The following is a 19,079-nucleotide window of genomic DNA, read 5'->3' on the forward strand; positions in this document are numbered from 1 at the left end:
TGCCGACAAGTATGCCTTGCCGGCTGCAGCGGTCAATCCGTTAAACGGACAATGAAGAAATCACTTTTACGCGAAACCGGGGCGGCCGGGCCGCCGTACAAGGGTTTCCTCAGCCCTGGCGGGCTTTAAAGCGCGGATTCTTCTTGTTGATGATGTAAACGCGACCCTTGCGGCGAACCATGCGGTTGTCCCGGTGACGGGTCATCAGCGCTTTGAGCGAGTTCTTGATCTTCATTGTACTGTCCCCCGAAAGGGCCCTGTTTCCCTAAAACGTGAACGAGCGCCTGAGGCGCCCGATTTGATGGTGGCTATCTCCGTTTCGGACCGCTGCATGCCTTATGCATTGCGCCGGCCCGTTTCCGGAAACCGCCTGCGCTTTTCGAAAAACTCCCGAAAACCGCAAAAATGGTGGGCGTGACAGGGATTGAACCTGTGACCCCTTCGATGTCAACGAAGTGCTCTCCCGCTGAGCTACACGCCCGAATTTCTCGGTATTTCGACGCCGCAGCGCCGTGGTGGAGTGCGATATAACGGGGATCGCCGATCAGTGCAAGACCCCAATTCGCAGAACTGTCAAACAATTCTCACGGAGGCCGAAAAGATCGCGCTTCAGGCCGCCAGCATCCGATCCACTTCCTGGACGAGATCCTTCAGGTGGAACGGTTTGGACAGGACCTTGGCATCCTTGGGCGCATCCGATTCCGGATTGAGAGCCACCGCCGCAAAACCCGTGATGAACATGACCTTGAGGTCCGGGTCCAGTTGCGTCGCCCGGCGGGCCAGCTCGATGCCGTCCATTTCCGGCATGACGATATCCGTCAGCAGCAATGAAAACGGCTCTTCGCGCAGGCGCTCGTAGGCGCTTTTTCCATTATCGAAAGACACCACGTCGTGACCGGCGTTTTCCAACGCCTTGGCCAAAAACCGACGCATGTCGTTGTCATCTTCCGCAAGAAGGATACGCGGCATCTTGGTCAACCATTCTTCTCCGTACCGGTGAGGCAGGGACAATCCACCTCCCTCGCCGGTTATAGTCCGAAATGCGCGTAAAGATAGGGTGAAACCGTTCTCCCCCTGTTTTGAGCCGGTTTCTGTGGACTGCGTGTTGATTCCTTGGCACGATGGGAATGACAGTGAAACGAGGACGAAATTTGCCAAACACGAGCGACGGCGATACCGCGGATGCGGCGCAGGCCGACTTCAACGGCTTGCCGGCCTTTGAAGTTCTGGCGCCCGCCGATCAGCGCCTGCCCTTCATCTTCAATTCCCCGCATTCCGGCCGCGAGTATCCGGCAAGTTTCCTCGATGCGTCCCGTCTGGACGAACTCGCGATCCGCCGCTCCGAAGACGCCTATGTCGATCAGCTGTTCATGAACGTCGTCGGATTGGGCGCACCGCTTTTGAAGGCCAACTTCCCCCGCGCCTATCTGGACGTGAATCGCGAGCCTTACGAACTCGACCCCAAGATGTTCGACGGCCGTCTGCCGTCTTATGCCAATATTCGCTCCATCCGGGTGGCCGGAGGCCTCGGTACGGTGGCCCGCGTGGTCAGCGAGGCCCAGGAGATCTACCGGCACCGCCTGCCGGTCAGCGAGGCCATGACCCGGATCGAGGACATCTACAAGCCGTATCACTCCACTTTGCGCCGGCTCCTGGCCCAGACCCACGTTACCTTCGGCCACGCGATCCTGATCGACTGCCATTCGATGCCGTCGACCATCAAATGCCAGACGAGCGAAACCCGGCCCGATTTCATCCTGGGCGACCGTTACGGTACGAGTTGCGCCATCGAACTCACCGATTTCGCCACGGAGCTTCTGAAGGGCTACGGCTACACGGTCAGCCGAAACAAGCCCTATGCGGGCGGCTTTATCACGGAACACTACGGCCGGCCCGCAAGCGGGCTTCACGCACTGCAGATCGAAATCAACCGCGGTCTTTACATGGACGAAGGTGCCCACACCCTTCATTCGGGTTTCAACACCCTTGCGGACCATCTGGCGAGTTTCGTGCGCGAACTCACGGCCATGCCGGATACCGCCTTCGGCGCCGACTCCATCGCAGCCGAATAACCCGCATTGGGCGTTTGCCCGAGATCACCCCGTAGCCGCATTGTCACCAGGCGAAAAACTCGATAAACGGGCAAAAAAAAGGCCGCACTCACGAAGAGGCGGCCCGAGTCTAGGGAGGAAACGCCCAAGGAGGGCGGCGCTAATAGGAAAGATCCTTTCGCGCTGCAACAAATTCGCATTGCGTCGCACAAAGGTCAAGCCCACCTTGTAGGCAGGAGATGCCCTAAAATAGGGCACCGACCTTCTGCTTGGCTCTTGCTTGTTGCTTTAACCAATTTAAGTCACTGACCTAAAAAGAAAATGAGGCAAACTGACGCCTCCAGACTCTCTGCACTCGGTATACAGGCATTCCAAATGAACAACCCAGCCATGCACTTATCGCATATCCATGCGGATTTTCTGAACCGGCTCGCCGATGCAGCCGAGGCAGCGATCATGCCGCACTTCCGATCGGGGCATGATGTCGAGAACAAACTTGATGCAGGGTTCGATCCCGTGACGGTCGCCGACCGCGCCGGAGAAGAGGCCATGCGGGCTCTGATCAATGCGGAATTCCCCGATCATGGCATACTGGGGGAAGAGCACGGCCCGGAAAAACTCGATGCCGAAAACGTCTGGATTCTGGACCCGATCGACGGTACCCGTGCCTTTATCACCGGGCTGCCCACCTGGGGCACGCTGATCGGGCTGCGCACCAACGGCCGCGCCTGTCTCGGCATGATGGCCCAACCTTATGTGAAGGAACGGTATGCGGGCGACGGCACATCGGCCTGGTACACGGGCCCGATCGGCCAGCGGCAGCTAAAAACCCGTGCCTGCGAGCGGATCGGGGACGCGGTCATGCTGACGACCGCGCCGGAGCTTTTTTCCGCCGCCGAGCAGCCGGTTTTCGACGCCGTCGCGAAGGCCACGACCCTGACCCGTTTCGGCACCGACTGTTACGGCTATTGCATGGTCGCTGCCGGTATGGCGGACCTGGTGATCGAATCCGGTCTCAAGGCCTATGATATTGCGGCCCTCGTTCCGGTCATTGAAGGAGCCGGTGGCGTCGTGACCACATGGTCAGGCAACTCGCCCGTGGACGGTGGCCAGATCCTGGCCTGCGGTGATCCACGCCTGCATGAAAAGGTCCTGCACATGCTGGAAGGCGCGGCAGTCTAGGGGCCGGACCCGGGACCGAATTCGTCATTCGTAGTCGGACCCGGGCACGAAGGCGTCGAACGCCGTCCAGAACTGATCTCTGTATACATTGGCTTCGGTCAGCAGCTCGTGCTCCGATCCGGCGATCTCGATATATCCGGTCGCCCGGCAGCGGGAGGCGAACTCCTCCGTTGCCCTTGTCGAGACGATACGGTCGTTGCCCGCGGCAATAATCAGGCAGGGCAGCATGACCTTCTGGCCCGCGTCGCGTCGCCGGAAGGACAGCATGCACCGCGCTGCGCTGTGCAGCCAGCCAATGGTGGGAGACCCAACCCCGAGTTGGGGCGCGGCGACCAGCACCGCATTGAACCGGGCGAACCGGTCATGATCGCTTGTCTGCCTGTTTTCCGAGAAAGGAATGAGGAAATTGCGGCTGCCGCCGGGGATGAACGCCCGGGCCAGCCCGATCCAGGAAAATATCGCAGCCAGGGGGAAGGCAATCCGTTCCAGGAAATTCCGGGCACCGGGCGTATATCTGGTGACCTCCGGCTTCGGATACCGCCCGAAGCTGAGGAATTTAATGAGCCTGTAAAGGCCTGGCCGGGTCTTTTTCAGATTGAAGTCCGCCAGCCCCATCAGCGGTGATATCAGCACCGCCCGGTCCAGCATGGTCCGCAAGCGGGCGGAATCCGACAGGAGGATCGACGCCCCCGTCGAGTGGGCCAGAGCGAAATGCGGTCCCGGATATTCGGTGAGCGACACTTTCTTCAGAACCGTTTCCAGGTCCTGACGGTACTGCCGGAACCCGGAAATGTGCCCCTTCGCGCGATTGCGCAAGGACCGTTGCGATCCGCCCTGCCCACGCCAGTCGAAGGTGATCACGGCAAAGCCCCGCCCGCGCAGGTCCTGAATGGTCTCGAAATATTTCTCGATGAATTCCGCCCGCCCCTGCAGCAGGGTCACCGTGCCGCGGCGCCTGCCCCCGACGGAGCCCCAGTGCGCATAGCGCAGTTCGGTACCGTCCGGAGTTGTGATCATGCCGGTGACCGCGCCGTCGGGAATGGGGTTTTCGGGATGATCGATCAGGGTCATGCGGCAACTTGCAAAGGAATCGGTTCTTCACTGATACCTTCGGCCGATCCGGTCCTCAACCGGAAACGGGCACCCCTGCGTCAGGGGCGCCTGTTTTCTGTGTTCACCAGCTGCGGCCCCAGCCGCCGTGATGACGACGGGTCACATGCTTGCGCAGGATCCGGCCGTTGAACGCGTCGACCACGAGCCGGACCGGTGCGCCGCGCCAGCCACGGGCCTTGACCACGTAGACCGGACCACGTGCATCGACAATGCGGACCCGGTGGAAACCGCGATGCTTCAGGCTGCGACGGATCTGGTGCGGCCCCATGCGGCCCCAGTGACCCGGACGGTTCCCATGCCAATGACGGCCACCGTCACGTCCGCCGCGGAAACCGGCTTTCTGGACCGCGACCGATTCCGGAACCTGGAACTGGGCACCTGCAGCCTGGGCGGAAGCAGCGCCGCCCAGAGATACGGCGGTGATCAGGAATGCGCCGGCCAGCGGTGCGGAAACGAGGGACTTCAAAATGGACATAACGGATCTCCTTTTCTCATCGCCAGCCCTGTGCCGGCGTTGAAGACAAGATGACCCGCTGCACTTGAACCTAACCGGAAAGCCTTGTTCATGTGCCGTTCAGCTTCCCGGCCCGTGTCCCCCGCCCGCGCAAACGAACGGGCTTTTTGCCTCTTGAAAGGGAAAATTGCCGTTCCCATCTCTTGGATGCAGGCGCCAAACGGGCCTGCGCTGCAAGGACTGTCCGCGTCCCGCCGAAGTCGGGGGACCATGGAAGTCAGTGGAACCGTTGCTCATCAGAAGAGGACATAACCATGCGTCATTTTGATTTTACCCCCCTGCACCGTTCGACGATCGGATTCGATCGCCTGTTCTCCATGCTCGATTCGGCCAATTCCGAAACACCGAGCTATCCGCCCTATAACATCGAGCGAACCGGAGAGAACAACTACCGCATCACCATGGCCGTCGCAGGCTTTGCTGAAGCCGACCTGTCGCTGGAAGCCAAGGAACATGTGCTGACGATCAAGGGTGAGAAGAAGGAAGAAGACGAAACCCGCGACATTCTCTATCGCGGTATCGCTTCGCGCGCCTTCGAACGGCGCTTCCAGCTCGCCGAACACGTCCGTGTGGAAGGCGCCCATCTGGAAAACGGTCTCCTGCATATCGATCTCGTCCGCGAGATCCCGGAAGCCATGAAGCCGCGCAAGATCGAAATCGGCTCCGGCGCGCCGAAGCAGATCGAGACCAAGGCTCACTAAGGAGGCTCCGGCTCCGCCTGAAAAAGGCGGAGACCGTCAGAGCCGAAACGGGCGCTCGGGAGACCGGGCGCCCTGTTTCGTTTCGGCCAAGATTATGACCCGAAAGGCTCAGCTTCCAGCCAGTATCTCAAGGAACCGCTCCACATCCGCCTCGGTCGTGGCGAAACTCGTCACAAGGCGGAGGCAGACTTCGTCCTCCTTAGGCCCTGCTTCTGCCGGCACACCGCTGGCCGGCCATTCATAGAAAAAGGCACCGGCGGCCTTGAGCCGTTCGGCGTCCGCCTTTTTCAGGATCGGAAACAGCTCGTTGGCCTCCACCGGCCAGGCCGTGCGCCCGCCGGCTTCGCGAATGCCTTCGGCAAGCCGTAGCGCCATGTCATTGGCGTGGGCAGCCGTCGCCAGCCAGTTGTCGTCGGCGAGATAGCCCTCGAACTGGGCGGCGATGAACCGGCTTTTGGAAAAGAGATGCCCGGCGCGCTTGCGCGCATATTCGAAGCCCCTGGCAGCTGCCGCGTCGAAAAAAACGACAGCCTCCGCACACCAGCAGCCGTTCTTCGTCGCCCCGAAGGACAGGACATCGACACCCGCCCTCCAGGTCATGTCCGCAGGCGAACACCCAAGAGAAACAAGCGCGTTGGCAAAGCGGGCGCCATCCATGTGAAGCGGCAGGCCTCGCGTCTGCGCGACCGCCTTGATCGCCCGGATCTCGTCGAGACTGTGGACAGTCCCGCTTTCGGTCGCCTGGGTAATGGACACCGCAGCGGCCTGCCCGTGATGGACGACACCCTCGGGAAAGGCGGCAATTGCCGTTTCCAGCGCCTGCGGCGACATTTTTCCGTTTTCCCCGGGAACGGAACCCAGCTTGCCGCCGCCGGTGAAAAATTCCGGACAGCCGCATTCGTCGACCTGGATATGCGCATCCGGATGGCAGAAGAACGCCGCACCCGGCTTCGCATAGGCCGACAGCGCCAGCGCGTTCGCCGCCGAGCCGGTCCCGACAAAGAAGACGGCGACCTCACGCTCGAAAATCTCCGAGAGCCGGTCCGTTACGGATTTGGAGATCGGATCCACGCCGTAGGACGGCACGGCTCCGGCTTGATGGCGGGCCAGGGCAGCCATCACCGGCTCCGTGGCACCCGCCCAATTGTCACTGGCGAAGTTCATGCCCCGGTTTAATCAGCAAATCCGCCAGCCGACAAGATCGCGAAACCGGGATCCGAGCGCACTTTAATAGTAATAGCGCTCACGCTTGCGGTAATAGGACCCGAGCAGGGTATCGAGCGACAGATATCCGCCCCCCTTCAGGGCCGGCACCAGAAGCACGAAGATCCACATCAGCCGCTGGTCGGCAATGAGCGAACTTGGATTGCCGTCAAACAGCGCCCCGATCGTCTCCGCCCCGACATGATGGCCGGTAATGTCCACATAGGTCATGACGACCACGAAAACGATCATGCCGAGGCTGGCCGCGCGCGTAAACAGGCCGACCGTGATCAGGACGGGAAGAATGAACTCCATCCAGGTGCCGAGCAGGACGATGAGTCCGTAGGGGAAAAAGGCAATCTGACTGGTGTCGTAGCTGACCTTTTCCATCAGGGTCGGCAGGATCTGGGCATAGGCCCCGTCACTTGGTGACAGAAAACCCAGCGGGCCATTACCGATCTTGGTCAGTCCGGAATTGATGAAATAGACGAGCAGGACGCTGGCGAACACGAACCGGGCGGCAAGGCCGAGCAGCCAGCCGTTGGTCAGCCGCTCCAACCCGCCGAAGAAGCCGCCGTAAAGCCTCGTGAGAAAACCGATCATAACTTCCCCTCTATCAAGCTGACCGATCCGCCGGCGTGTCATTCACGACGAGGCCGGAAAAGGCTCCGGCGGACAGAAAATCGGACAGGCACCCAGACAAATCGAATTCGGGTATCTCCGCAAGGGCCTTGTTGGCCGCTTGCCCCAGAGTGTGTGTTTCAAGCGCCCGGAAAAACAAATCCGCGCCCGGGCGCATCAGCTGCAAGCCGACGTCCAGCTCGGGCCGGGTGATCAGCACGCTTTCGGATGTTTCAAGATCGACCACCGGCGGATCTTCGGGCAAAAACCGGTTGGCAAGCGCAATGGACAAGACCGGCCAGGGCGAGCTGACGCAGCTTGCGGCCGGATGGAGCTTGAAACGAACTTCGCCGACACGCTCGGGCGCCACCGAACCCAGCACCTGCGGATCGAGCGGTTCGTCATCTGCCGCGTGATAGGCCTGAAGCCAGGTCCATTCCAGGCGCGCGACATCGGCCAGATACGGATACCGGCCAAGCGGCGGGAAAGCCTCGATGAAGTCCGGGAACTTTGCCCCGTACCACAGAAGCACCGGCGAACGTGGCGGATGATCGATGACGAAGCTGCGTGCGAGCGCCTTGAAATAGTCGTCTCCGAGCAACCGTTCGATGGCCGGATACGTCTGCGCGAGCGCCTCCGTGAGGCTGACGATCACGTTGTTGCGGTAGACGTTGAAGCGTTTCGGCGCCGGCTCGCCGTCAGGTCCGACGATACCGTCCGGAACCGGCAGATCCGCATCTGTCAGCGCGGCGGAGAACGATGACATTGTATCCGGTAACTCGGGATCAGACAGCACGTTTCAGCTCCGAACCCGTCATCCGGCCCAGAATTGCATCCGCCGCCCGCGCCTCCGCGAGAAGCACGGACCATGCCGGCACGTCGTTGTCCCATTCGATCAGCGTCGGCAGCGGACCGGAACGCTTCAGGACCTCTTCATAGAGCGCCCAGACCGCCTGATCGACTTCCCGGTCGTGCGCATCGATCAAAAGAGGTCGGCCCTCGTCGTCCGTATCCGGCGCGTGACCGCCCAGATGCAACTCGCCGACCGCTTCCATGGGAAAGGCATCGATATAGTCTTCGGCAGACCTTTGGTGATTGACGCAGGAGACATGAACATTGTTGACATCGAGCAGCAGGCCGCAGCCGGTCCGGCGGGTAATTTCGCGCAAGAAGTCCAGCTCGCTCATGGTGCTCCGGTCAAAGGCGACATAGGTCGAGGGGTTTTCCAGGAGCATCCTGCGGCCCATGACCTCCTGGACCTTGTCGATATGGTCGCAGACCCGCTGCAGGGTCATCTCGTCATAAGGTACCGGCAGAAGGTCATTGTAATAGGTCGCATCGTGGGTCGACCACGCCAGGTGTTCGGAAAACAGCCCCGGCTCATAGCGGGTATTCAACGCTTGCAACCGCTTGAGATGATCCCGATCGAGCGGTCCTTCGCCGCCGATGGACAGGCCCACGCCGTGCAGCGACACCGGATAATCGCGGCGGATCGACTCCAGCTGGCGGTGCGGGACGCCTCCTGCCCCCATGTAATTCTCCGCATGAACCTCGAAAAACCCGACTTCCGGCCGGGTCTCCAGGATCTCCGCCACATGCTCCCCCTTCAGCCCCGCGCCCGCACGGGCCGGAACCGTCTCAGCGATGCGCGAATGGGCAGTCTGGCTGTCCGGGTCGGATGTCATAAGGACCTCCTCAAGGGTGCTCGGCGCGACGCCGGCGGGTTGCCGGCCGGTTTTTCGGGCCAGTGTTTTTGGCCAGTGTTTCGGGTCGCTCTTCAGGTCGCAACCGGAATATCAAAGCCGGACGCGGCAAGGCGCCCGGCTTTCTATGCATGCGTCGATACGCAAAAGGCGTCAGGCCTTCGGAAGGTCGCGGTCGAGCTCGGTCAGCGATCCCTTGCGGCCGTCGGGCAATTCCATGGTTTCACAGGTGCCTTTCGGAACCAGGGTCCATGCGTTGCCCTGGTAATCGATCGTCGAGGTCCCGGCGCACGTGGTGCCGGGGCCGGCCTTGCAGTCATTCTGCCCCTTCAGGGACACGCCATAACACTTTTCCTTCGCTTGGGCATTTGCAGTACCGGGCACCGAAATTCCGGCAAGTGCCGTTGCAACGGCACCTGCGACGATAGCAGCGGACATGACCTTTGTTTTCATTGCGGACTCCTGGGATCAAAAGCAATTCGTTCGGGCCGGCATAACGACATCCGGTCGCACCTGCCGTGCTCGAAAAGTGGACAGTTCGCCCATCAATAGGAAATCAAACGGCCGTGACTAAAAAATGAACAACAATTCTAGCATTTTGGACGGACGAAAGAATCTTACGTCCGAACCGCCCTCGTACGTCATTAATTCGCAATTGGGACATTGAGGGCGAAACTTTTGTAATTTTACAGTATATAAACGGTCTTGCCCCTGGCTTCGAAATCTGGCATGGTCGCGCCGCTTGGAATAGGACAGGATCACTGTCCCTTTTTGATCGAAGGTTCAAAATAGGCCTGAGCGAGGCGGTGAACCGATCGGATCGAAAAGGCCGGGCTGACCGCTCGGCTGCCAAAGGGATGGCGCCGAAAGGCGGGAGCGGGAAGCTCCCGGCGGCCCTTACAAACGGGCCGCGTCATTAAGACGGTTCGCTTTCTGGAAGCGAGGCGTTAAATATTTCGACAGAGCCGGGGCTGAAGCCGGGGTCGTCGCACGAGCCGCGTCCGGACAGGAACGCGACCCGAACGGGACCCGACGCTTCAAACCACGGCGGCGACTGGGGTAACGTTGAGGGCGCACATGACGAAGATCGAGCTGACGACCGGCACGACCATGCAGGCAGAGGGACACGCGGCGAAAACCACCGCAACCGGTACCACCCTTGCCACACGACTGGGCGCGGCCGCCGCAAAAGGGCTCTACAATCCGTCGCGCGAACACGACGCCTGCGGCGTTGGCTTTGTTGCCCACATGAAGGGGGAGAAATCCCACCGCGTCATCGCCGATGGCCTTCAGGTGCTGGAAAACCTGACCCATCGCGGCGCCGTGGGCGCGGATCCGCTGATGGGCGACGGTGCGGGCATGCTGGTGCAGATCCCGCACACGTTCCTCAAGGAAGATTTGGCCGCCAAGGGCATCGACCTGCCTGAAGCCGGTGAATATGGCGTCGGCTTCGTCTTCCTTCCCCAGGACGAAACCATCCGTACGAAATGCGTAGCGATCATCGAACAGACCATCGCCGCCGAGGGCGAAGAGCTGATCGGCTGGCGCGATGTGCCTGTCGACAACTCCAGCCTGTCGAAAGCACCCGACATCGCCGCGACCGAACCGGTGTCGAAGCAGGTCTTCATCAAGCGCACCAGTTCCACCGACCCGGACAGTTTCGAACGCCGGCTTTATGTTCTGCGCAAGGTCATTTCCAACCAGGTGCGCACCCAGCTTGGCCTGGAAAAGAGCGGCTTTTACGTCGTCTCCATGTCGAGCCGGACAATCGTCTACAAGGGCATGTTCCTCGCTTATCAGCTGGGCGCCTACTACCAGGACCTGAAGGACGAGCGCTTCGTCTCCGCGCTGGCGCTCGTGCACCAGCGGTTTTCGACCAACACCTTCCCGTCCTGGGAACTGTCGCACCCCTACCGGATGGTTGCCCATAACGGTGAGATCAACACCCTGCGCGGCAACGTCAACTGGATGGCGGCCCGTCAGGCTTCGGTCTCCTCGCCGCTGTTCGGCGACGACATCTCCAAGCTCTGGCCGATTTCCTATGAGGGCCAGTCGGACACGGCCTGTTTCGACAACGCCCTGGAATTCCTGGTCATGGGCGGCTACACGCTCGCCCACGCGGCCATGATGCTGATCCCAGAAGCCTGGGCCGGCAACCCGCTGATGGACGACAACCGCCGCTCCTTCTACGAGTATCACGCGGCCCTCATGGAGCCGTGGGACGGCCCGGCCGCCGTCGCCTTCACCGACGGCCGGCAGATCGGCGCGACCCTCGACCGCAACGGCCTGCGTCCGGCGCGCTACATCGTCACCGACGAAGACTTCGTCATCATGTCCTCGGAAGTCGGCGTGCTGCCGGTGCCGGAAGAACGCATCGTGCGCAAGTGGCGCCTGCAGCCGGGCAAGATGCTGCTCATCGACCTGGAACAGGGCCGCATCATCTCCGACGACGAGATCAAGCGGGAACTGTCGACCGCCAACCCCTACAAGGACTGGCTGCACAGGACCCAGATCGTTCTGGAGGATATGCCGGAAGTGCGCGGCCGCGCGCCGGTCGCGGGAGAAAGCCTGCTCGACCGCCAGCAGGCCTTCGGCTACACCCAGGAAGACATCAAGCTCCTGATGCAGCCCATGGCCACCGTCGGCCAGGAAGCCATCGGTTCCATGGGCACCGACACGCCGATTTCCGCCCTCTCCGACAAGTCGAAGCTGCTCTATACCTATTTCAAGCAGAACTTCGCGCAGGTGACCAACCCGCCGATCGACCCGATCCGCGAGGAACTGGTCATGAGCCTGGTGTCCTTCATCGGCCCGCGCCCGAACCTGTTCGACCTGAAGGGCCTGTCGACCTCCAAGCGCCTTGAAGTGCGCCAGCCGATCCTGACAAACGAGGATCTGGAAAAGATCCGCGCCATCGGCGACATCGCGGACAACCAGTTCTCCGCCAAAACGCTCGACATCACCTATTCGTCCGAAAAGGGCTCCAGCGGCATGGAAGATGCCGTGGACGAACTCTGCCGGCGCGCCGAAAAGGCGGTTCTGGACGGCGACAACATCATCATCCTGTCGGACCGCTTGATCAGCCGGAACCGGATCGCGATCCCGGCCCTGCTGGCAACGGCGGCCGTCCACCATCACCTGATCCGCAAGGGCCTGCGCACGTCCGTGGGTCTTGTCGTCGAAACCGGCGAAGCCCGCGAAGTGCATCACTTCTGCGTCCTGGCCGGTTATGGTGCGGAAGCGATCAACCCCTATCTGGCGTTCGAAACCCTGCTCCTGATGCATGCGGAAATGGACTTCCCCGAAGAAGTCGACGCCCACGAGGTGGTCTACCGCTACATCAAGTCCATCGACAAGGGTATCCTGAAGGTCATGTCCAAGATGGGCATCTCGACCTACCAGTCCTATTGCGGTGCGCAGATCTTCGATGCGGTCGGCCTGTCGAGCGAGCTGGTGCAGAAATACTTCACCGGCACCGCCACCACCATCGAAGGCATCGGCCTCAACGAAGTGGCGGAAGAAACCGTGCTGCGCCACGAGGATGCTTTCGGCGATCTCGCGATCCTGCGCAATTCCCTGCAGGTCGGCGGCGAATATGCCTACCGTACTCGCGGCGAAAGCCACATGTGGACGCCTGATTCCATCGCCACCCTGCAGCATGCGGTCCGCTCCAACCTGCCGGACATGTACCGCGAATTCTCCAAGATGGTGAACACGGAAACCGGCCGATTCACGATCCGGGGCATGTTCCGCATCAAGAGTGCCGAAGAGCTCGGCCGCACGCCGATCAGCCTAGACCAGGTCGAACCGGCGTCCGAGATCGTCAAGCGCTTCGTGACCGGCGCCATGTCCTTCGGCTCGATCTCCCGCGAGGCGCATACCTCGCTGGCGATTGCCATGAACCGGATCGGCGGCAAGTCCAACACCGGCGAAGGCGGGGAAGAGCCCGAACGCTTCAACCCGCTTCCCGACGGATCGATGAACCCGCAGCGCTCCGCGATCAAGCAGGTCGCCTCCGGCCGCTTCGGCGTGACCACCGAATATCTGGTCAACGCCGACATGATCCAGATTAAGGTCGCCCAGGGCGCCAAGCCCGGCGAAGGCGGCCAGCTTCCGGGTCACAAGGTCGATGCGGTCATCGCCAAGGTGCGTCACTCCACGCCGGGCGTCGGCCTGATTTCCCCACCGCCGCACCATGACATCTATTCGATCGAGGATCTGGCGCAGCTGATCTACGACCTGAAGAACGTCAACCCGGCGGCCGACATTTCGGTCAAGCTCGTCTCGGAAGTCGGCGTCGGCACGGTCGCCGCCGGCGTGGCCAAGGCGCGCGCCGACCACATCACCGTTTCCGGCTATGACGGCGGCACCGGCGCGTCGCCGCTGACCTCCATCAAGCATGCCGGGTCCCCCTGGGAAATCGGCCTTGCCGAAACCCAGCAGACCATGGTCCTCAACGGCCTGCGCTCGCGCGTGTGCCTGCAGGTGGACGGTGGCCTGCGCACCGGCCGCGACGTGCTTGTCGGCGCTTTCCTCGGCGCGGATGAATTCGGTTTCTCCACGGCCCCGCTGATCGCGGCCGGCTGCCTGATGATGCGCAAGTGCCACCTGAACACCTGTCCGGTCGGCATCGCCACCCAGGATCCGGTCCTGCGCAAGCGCTTCAAGGGCACGCCGGAACACGTCATCAACTACTTCTTCTTCGTCGCCGAAGAACTGCGCGAACTGATGGCTTCCCTTGGCGTCGCCAAGCTGGAGGAGATCATCGGCCACTCGGAGTTCCTCGACAAGGAAGCCGCCATCAATCACTGGAAGGCCCGAGGCCTCGATTTCACGAAGATCTTCTATCAGCCGGAGGCAAAGCCGGAAGAGATCCGCTGGACCGAGACCCAGAAGCATCCGATCGACGATATTCTGGACCGCCGCCTGATCGCGGCAGCAAAGCCCGCGCTCGACACCAAGGAACCGACGATCGTCGACGAGACCATCTGCTCCGTCGACCGGTCGGTCGGCGCCATGCTGTCCGGTGAGATCGCCAAGCGCTACGGCAACAAGGGCCTGCCCCAGGGCACCCTGCGGATCAATCTCAAGGGCACCGCCGGCCAGGCCTTCGGCGCCTTCGTTTCCAAGGGCGTGACCATGGATCTGGTGGGCGATGCCAACGACTATGTCGGCAAGGGCCTGTCGGGCGGTCGCCTGATCGTCCGCCCGCCGGAAAACACCCGCATTATCCCGGAAGATTCCATCATCGTCGGCAACACCGTTCTGTACGGCGCGACCGAAGGCGAATGCTACTTCCGCGGCGTCGCCGGCGAACGCTTCGCCGTGCGCAACTCCGGCGCCGTCGCCGTCGTCGAAGGTGTCGGCGATCACGGCTGCGAATACATGACCGGCGGCGTCGTCGTCGTCATCGGCCAAACGGGGCGCAACTTCGCGGCCGGCATGTCGGGCGGGATCGCCTATGTGCTCGATGAAGACGGCACATTCGGATCGCGCTGCAACCTGGCCATGGTCGATCTGGAGCCGGTCTCCGAAGAAGACGACCTTCTGGAAAAACTGCACCACCATGGCGGCGACATCGAGCACAAGGGCCGCGTCGACATTACCGGCGACATGACCCGGCACGACGACGAACGTCTGCGCCAGCTTCTGGCCAAGCACATCGAGTACACCGGTTCGACCCGGGCTCAGATGATCCTGGATAACTGGGCGACCTACCGTCCGAAATTCGTCAAGGTCATGCCGGTCGAGTACCGCCGGGCCCTGCGGGAGATGGAAGAACAGCGCCTGGGCGTCGCCGCTCAATAAGCTTCGGAATAGAAACGCGCCGGCTCTCGGGCCTTCGGGCCCGGTCGCAGCCGGTCATTGAGACATGTGTTTGCAAGGAGGTTGCCTTGGGCAAGGTTACCGGATTTCTCGAGATCGATCGGCAGGAACAGAAGTACCAGCCGGCATCGGACCGTATTCGCCACTTCCGTGAATTCACGATCCCGCTCAACGACGGCGAGATCACGAACCAGGCAGCTCGCTGCATGGATTGCGGCATCCCGTTCTGCCACGGCCCCGACGGCTGTCCTGTCGACAACCAGATCCCGGACTGGAACGATCTGGTCTATCAGGGCGACTGGGAACTGGCCTGCGAGAACCTGCATTCGACCAACAACTTTCCCGAATTCACCGGCCGGATCTGCCCGGCGCCTTGCGAGGAAGCCTGTACGCTGAACCTCGAAGACATTCCGGTGAACATCAAGAGTGTCGAACAGGCGATTGCCGACAAGGGGTTCCAGGAAGGCTGGATCGTGCCGCAGCCGGCAGCGATCAAGACCGGCAAGGCGGTCGCCGTCGTCGGTTCCGGCCCGGCCGGCATGGCCGCGGCCCAGCAGCTCGCCCGCGCAGGACACACCGTCCACGTCTATGAACGCGAAGCCAAAGCCGGCGGCCTGCTGCGCTACGGCATTCCCGACTTCAAGATGGAAAAGCACTACATCGACCGCCGGGTCGAGCAGATGGAAGCCGAAGGCGTCACCTTCCACTATGGCGTCAATGTCGGCGTCACGGTCACGCTCGACGAGCTGGCCGAACGCCATGACGCGGTGATCCTGTGCGCCGGCGCGGAACGTCCGCGCGATCCGGGCGTCGGCGGCATGGAACTGGAGGGCTGCCACTGGGCCATGCCTTATCTGGTTCAGCAGAACCGCAGGGTCGGCAACGAGCCGGAAACCGGCGAAGCACCGATCTGGGCCGCCGGCAAGCATGTGGTCGTCATCGGCGGCGGCGACACGGCCTCCGACTGCGTCGGCACCGCGTTCCGCCAGGGGGCGCTGTCCGTGACCCAACTCGATATTCGTCCGATCCCGCCGCTCAAGGAAGACAAGCTGACCGTGTGGCCTTACTGGCCGACGAAATTCCGCACCTCGTCCTCCCAGGCCGAAGGCGCCGAACGCGAGTTTTCCGCCGCGACCCTGGAACTCGTCGGCGAAGACGGCCATGTCACCGGTGTGAAATGCGCCCGAGTCGATGAAAAGCGCCGTCCGATCGCAGGCACGGAATTCATCCTGCGCGCGGATCTCGTCCTGGCGGCCATCGGTTTCTCCGGTCCGCTGCTGGACACCTATATCGCCAAGGCCGACGGCCGTCTGGAACTCGACGGTCGGACCAACGTCAAGGCCAATACCGACGACTACAGGACCAGCATCGACAAGGTCTTCGCCGCAGGCGACGTGCGCCGCGGCCAGTCCCTGGTCGTCTGGGCCATCCGCGAAGGCCGCCAGGCGGCCCGGTCCGTGGACATTTTCCTGACCGGTTCGACCAACCTGCCCCGGTAGGCCCTTTCGGGAATAGAAATACGAAGGGCCGCTCTTGGGCGGCCCTTATTGTTTCACTACTATCGGCTTTGAATTTCAGGACCCGCCGGGAACCGCCCGCTTCGTATCGTCCACCCGTCCCGGCATTTCCGGCAGGCTTTCGCCCTTGACGAAGAAGCGATAGGCGACCGAGTCGTCCTTCAGGTCCGGCGACATGTCTTTCCCGCCAAGGAGTTCGTCCTCGGGCGAGGTCACCCGCCCCGTCAGCACGATGAAATCCGGATCGTCGTCCACGCCTTCAAAGGCATAGCCCCCATAGCCGCCGAGAATGCGGGACAGTTCGCGTTCGACGAAGAACGCGACCTTTTGATACCCGGCCCAGGTAAATCCAATCTTGTCGCCGGCACGCAACCGGGCGTTCTTGCCGTCAACATCGGGACCGTAGGACGAAAAGGCGCCTTCCTCGTTGAGGAAAATATCCCAGATATCGACATACCACGTCCGCGAATCCGACAGTTCCCCCTGAAAGATGTCATTCAACTGGCCGAAATCGGCATTCGTAATTTCCGCATTCGTCGGCGGCAACCCGACCCAGACCAGCGGCTTTCTTTCCTGCCGGACCGTGCGCACCAGGTCCCCGGCCCTTTTTCTGTAGGTTTCGATCCAGGCGTCGGTCAGGAATTCGACCGGCGGCTCACCCGGGAATTGCTGTCCGAGATCATGCTGGCCCAACATGACCACGACCGCCTTGACATCCTCGCTGCGGATTTTCGCCAGCAGCTGGGTATCCCAGTCAGGCGCTGCGTCTCCGGCAAGGCCTTTCTTATCTTCCGTCAGAAGCTCCACCCGAACCATCGGCTTGTCGTGGAGAAGATATTTCAGCCCGCCGCCGACGCCTCGGGCCATCCGGTCTCCGACAACCAGAATCACGCCTGCGTCGGGATCTTTCGGCTCTTCGGCAAAGGTCGGCGGCGTTTCTGCCGGACGGGACACACGCTTGACCGGCTTGTCTGCCTTCTTCCTCACCGGGCGATCCCGTCCGCCGCCGAACAGGCGCAGCAGCGGCCGGAACGGATTGAACGACCGGGAATTGTCTCCGGATCGCGCCCCGCTCTGGGCGAAAGCCGGTTCCATGGGTTCCAGAACCACAAGGGCAGTCGACACGGCAAGCAGGACGACGGCCAGACACTTGAGGCCGCGTCCCAAAGCCTTTTTGCCGAAGATGCACACGGGATCGCCTTATTCTCGAATTCGAACCAAGGGTACGGACCCTGTACCTAATTGTAGCTGTCCAGCTTGATCCGTGCCAGCAAAACCACCGAGGGGTAACCGTCCGGGACAAGGCCCCTGGCCTTCTGGTAGGCGCGAATGCCGCGGCGGGTCGCCGGCCCCACCCTGCCGTCCGCCTCGCCGACATTGAATCCCCGACGATTCAGTTCCCGCTGCAGTTCGGTCGTTTCCGTTCGCGACAAGGGCAGATATTCCCGCGACCAGTCGCCCGCAAGCGGACCGCCGCCGATGATCCGGTCGGCGAGATGCCCGACCGCCAGCGCATAGGAGGTGGAGTGGTTGTAGCGTTTGATCACGTAGAAATTTTTCAGCATGAGAAACGCCGGTCCGCTCGCACCCGCAGGCATGACCAGAATGGCCCTGTCCGAAGCACGCGGAAAGGACTTGCCATTCACCCTCGAAACGCCGCGGCGGCTCCACTCGCCGACGGTCAGTGTCGTCTTGTCGTCGGCGAGATGGAAATCGAACCCGGCCGGCAGGGTGACCTCGTAGCCCCAGGTCTTGCCGGTCTGCCAACCGTGCTTTTGAAGATAATAGGCGGTAGAGGCGAGAGCGTCCGGGATCGATGTCCAGATGTCCCGCCGTCCGTCGCCGTTGTAGTCCTTGGCATAGGCTTCCCAGCTCGACGGCATGAATTGTGTGTGGCCCATGGCTCCGGCCCAGGATCCTTCCATGTCCTCGAAGCGGACGTGTCCGCCCTGAACCACGCTGATGGCCTTGAGCAGCTCCCTGCGCCAGTAATCCCTGCGGCGGGGCGCTTCATAGGCAAGTGTGGCCAGGGCCCTGATCACATTGTGCCGGCCCATGAAACCGCCGTAGTTGGTTTCCATGCCCCAGATCGCGAGAACGGCCTCGCGATCGACCCCGTAGCGCGATTCAATGCTGGTCAGGACACTGTCGTATTCCCGAAGAAGTTCCTGGCCGCGCTCGACGCGTGCGTCCGAAACCGCGGAATCCAGATAGTCCCATATCGGTTTGACGAATTCCGATTGCTTGTCCATCAACCGAACCGTGTCCGGATCCGGGTCCATTCCGGTAAAGATCTGATTGAACGTTGCCGTGCTGATGCCCGCAGCCCGCGCATCCGGCCAGAGGTCCTTGATGAAACGGTTGAAACCCGCGTCCGCCTGGGCCGCTGCCGTGGTCAGGGTAAGAATAGCGGCGGCAAGCAGATTGCGCACAAAACCCCTCCTATGCGTAGGCTGGGTGTTTCCGGCTTCAATCCGCGTCCCGTCTCTTTTGAAACAATCCATACAGGCCTCCTCGTGCCCGCTTTTCCGCATCTTCGTTTCCAGTTGCCCCTCAACCCCGCATCACAAAATTGCCACCTCACAACGGCGAAAACGTGTTCGCCCCAAACACGTCCGCCTTATTCCTGCCGTCAGTTTTGTCCGGTT

At 61.7% G+C, this 19,079-nt stretch carries 16 protein-coding genes and 1 tRNA gene; 5 read left to right on the forward strand and 12 right to left on the reverse strand.

Annotated elements, in window-relative coordinates; all coding sequences use genetic code 11:
• Positions 1-109 precede the first annotated feature (109 nt).
• From ykgO to cpdR, 3 genes are all read right to left on the reverse strand, one after another.
• Positions 110-235: a type B 50S ribosomal protein L36 gene (gene ykgO, locus ACN0SO_RS13620; protein ID WP_006932207.1), complete on the reverse strand. Its 126-nt coding sequence runs from the start codon at positions 233-235 to the stop codon at positions 110-112.
• A 171-nt stretch (positions 236-406) separates the two neighbouring features.
• Positions 407-481, reverse strand: a tRNA-Val gene (locus ACN0SO_RS13625).
• A 128-nt stretch (positions 482-609) separates the two neighbouring features.
• Positions 610-969 (reverse strand): cell cycle two-component system response regulator CpdR, encoded by a 360-nt coding sequence (gene cpdR / locus ACN0SO_RS13630; protein WP_190293130.1) that lies wholly within the window; start codon positions 967-969, stop codon positions 610-612.
• A 239-nt stretch (positions 970-1,208) separates the two neighbouring features.
• Between cpdR and ACN0SO_RS13635 the strand changes: the two genes are divergently transcribed.
• Together ACN0SO_RS13635 and hisN are read left to right on the forward strand one after the other, a co-directional pair.
• Positions 1,209-2,072, forward strand: a complete 864-nt coding sequence (locus tag ACN0SO_RS13635) for an N-formylglutamate amidohydrolase (RefSeq protein ID WP_417678787.1) — start codon at positions 1,209-1,211, stop codon at positions 2,070-2,072.
• A gap of 369 nt (positions 2,073-2,441) precedes the next feature.
• A complete protein-coding gene (gene hisN / locus ACN0SO_RS13640; RefSeq protein ID WP_417678535.1) occupies positions 2,442-3,233 on the forward strand; it encodes a histidinol-phosphatase in 792 nt (263 codons plus the stop codon).
• 24 nt (positions 3,234-3,257) lie between these two features.
• Here hisN and ACN0SO_RS13645 read toward each other — a convergent pair whose 3' ends face one another.
• Together ACN0SO_RS13645 and ACN0SO_RS13650 are read right to left on the reverse strand one after the other, a co-directional pair.
• Positions 3,258-4,304 (reverse strand): alpha/beta hydrolase, encoded by a 1,047-nt coding sequence (locus ACN0SO_RS13645; protein ID WP_417678537.1) that lies wholly within the window; start codon positions 4,302-4,304, stop codon positions 3,258-3,260.
• A 103-nt stretch (positions 4,305-4,407) separates the two neighbouring features.
• A complete protein-coding gene (locus ACN0SO_RS13650; protein ID WP_417678539.1) occupies positions 4,408-4,821 on the reverse strand; it encodes a hypothetical protein in 414 nt (137 codons plus the stop codon).
• Positions 4,822-5,114: 293 nt separating this feature from the next.
• Between ACN0SO_RS13650 and ACN0SO_RS13655 the strand changes: the two genes are divergently transcribed.
• Positions 5,115-5,561: an Hsp20 family protein gene (locus ACN0SO_RS13655; RefSeq protein ID WP_417678541.1), complete on the forward strand. Its 447-nt coding sequence runs from the start codon at positions 5,115-5,117 to the stop codon at positions 5,559-5,561.
• A 108-nt stretch (positions 5,562-5,669) separates the two neighbouring features.
• Here ACN0SO_RS13655 and ACN0SO_RS13660 read toward each other — a convergent pair whose 3' ends face one another.
• From ACN0SO_RS13660 to ACN0SO_RS13680, 5 genes are all read right to left on the reverse strand, one after another.
• The gene (locus tag ACN0SO_RS13660; protein WP_417678543.1) at positions 5,670-6,725 is read right to left on the reverse strand and encodes a threonine aldolase family protein; all 1,056 of its coding nucleotides are present in this window, start codon (positions 6,723-6,725) and stop codon (positions 5,670-5,672) included.
• 63 nt (positions 6,726-6,788) lie between these two features.
• A complete protein-coding gene (locus tag ACN0SO_RS13665) occupies positions 6,789-7,367 on the reverse strand; it encodes a DoxX family membrane protein (RefSeq protein WP_417678545.1) in 579 nt (192 codons plus the stop codon).
• A 13-nt stretch (positions 7,368-7,380) separates the two neighbouring features.
• Positions 7,381-8,151 (reverse strand): DNA-binding domain-containing protein, encoded by a 771-nt coding sequence (locus ACN0SO_RS13670; RefSeq protein ID WP_417678547.1) that lies wholly within the window; start codon positions 8,149-8,151, stop codon positions 7,381-7,383.
• A gap of 19 nt (positions 8,152-8,170) precedes the next feature.
• Positions 8,171-9,070, reverse strand: coding sequence for a DUF692 domain-containing protein (locus ACN0SO_RS13675; RefSeq protein ID WP_417678549.1), 900 nt, complete (start codon positions 9,068-9,070; stop codon positions 8,171-8,173).
• Positions 9,071-9,241: 171 nt separating this feature from the next.
• Entirely contained in the window at positions 9,242-9,541 is a 300-nt protein-coding gene (locus ACN0SO_RS13680) for a DUF2282 domain-containing protein (RefSeq protein WP_417678551.1), read from the reverse strand.
• Positions 9,542-10,165: 624 nt separating this feature from the next.
• Here ACN0SO_RS13680 and gltB point away from each other — a divergent pair.
• Both gltB and ACN0SO_RS13690 read left to right on the forward strand, forming a co-directional pair.
• Positions 10,166-14,896: a glutamate synthase large subunit gene (gene gltB / locus ACN0SO_RS13685; protein ID WP_417678553.1), complete on the forward strand. Its 4,731-nt coding sequence runs from the start codon at positions 10,166-10,168 to the stop codon at positions 14,894-14,896.
• An 86-nt stretch (positions 14,897-14,982) separates the two neighbouring features.
• Positions 14,983-16,413 carry a glutamate synthase subunit beta gene (locus ACN0SO_RS13690; RefSeq protein ID WP_417678557.1) on the forward strand — a complete coding sequence of 477 codons (1,431 nt, stop codon included), beginning with the start codon at positions 14,983-14,985 and terminating at the stop codon, positions 16,411-16,413.
• 75 nt (positions 16,414-16,488) lie between these two features.
• On the opposite strand, the gene ACN0SO_RS13695 is transcribed toward ACN0SO_RS13690, so the two are convergent.
• Entirely contained in the window at positions 16,489-17,622 is a 1,134-nt protein-coding gene (locus ACN0SO_RS13695) for a GDSL-type esterase/lipase family protein (protein ID WP_417678559.1), read from the reverse strand.
• Positions 17,623-17,669: 47 nt separating this feature from the next.
• Complete coding sequence (locus ACN0SO_RS13700) at positions 17,670-18,863, reverse strand: lytic murein transglycosylase (protein ID WP_417678561.1); 1,194 nt, start codon at positions 18,861-18,863, stop codon at positions 17,670-17,672.
• Between the last annotated feature and the right edge of the window lie 216 nt (positions 18,864-19,079).

The organism is Roseibium sp., from assembly GCF_048260565.1.
Lineage (GTDB): Bacteria > Pseudomonadota > Alphaproteobacteria > Rhizobiales > Stappiaceae > Roseibium.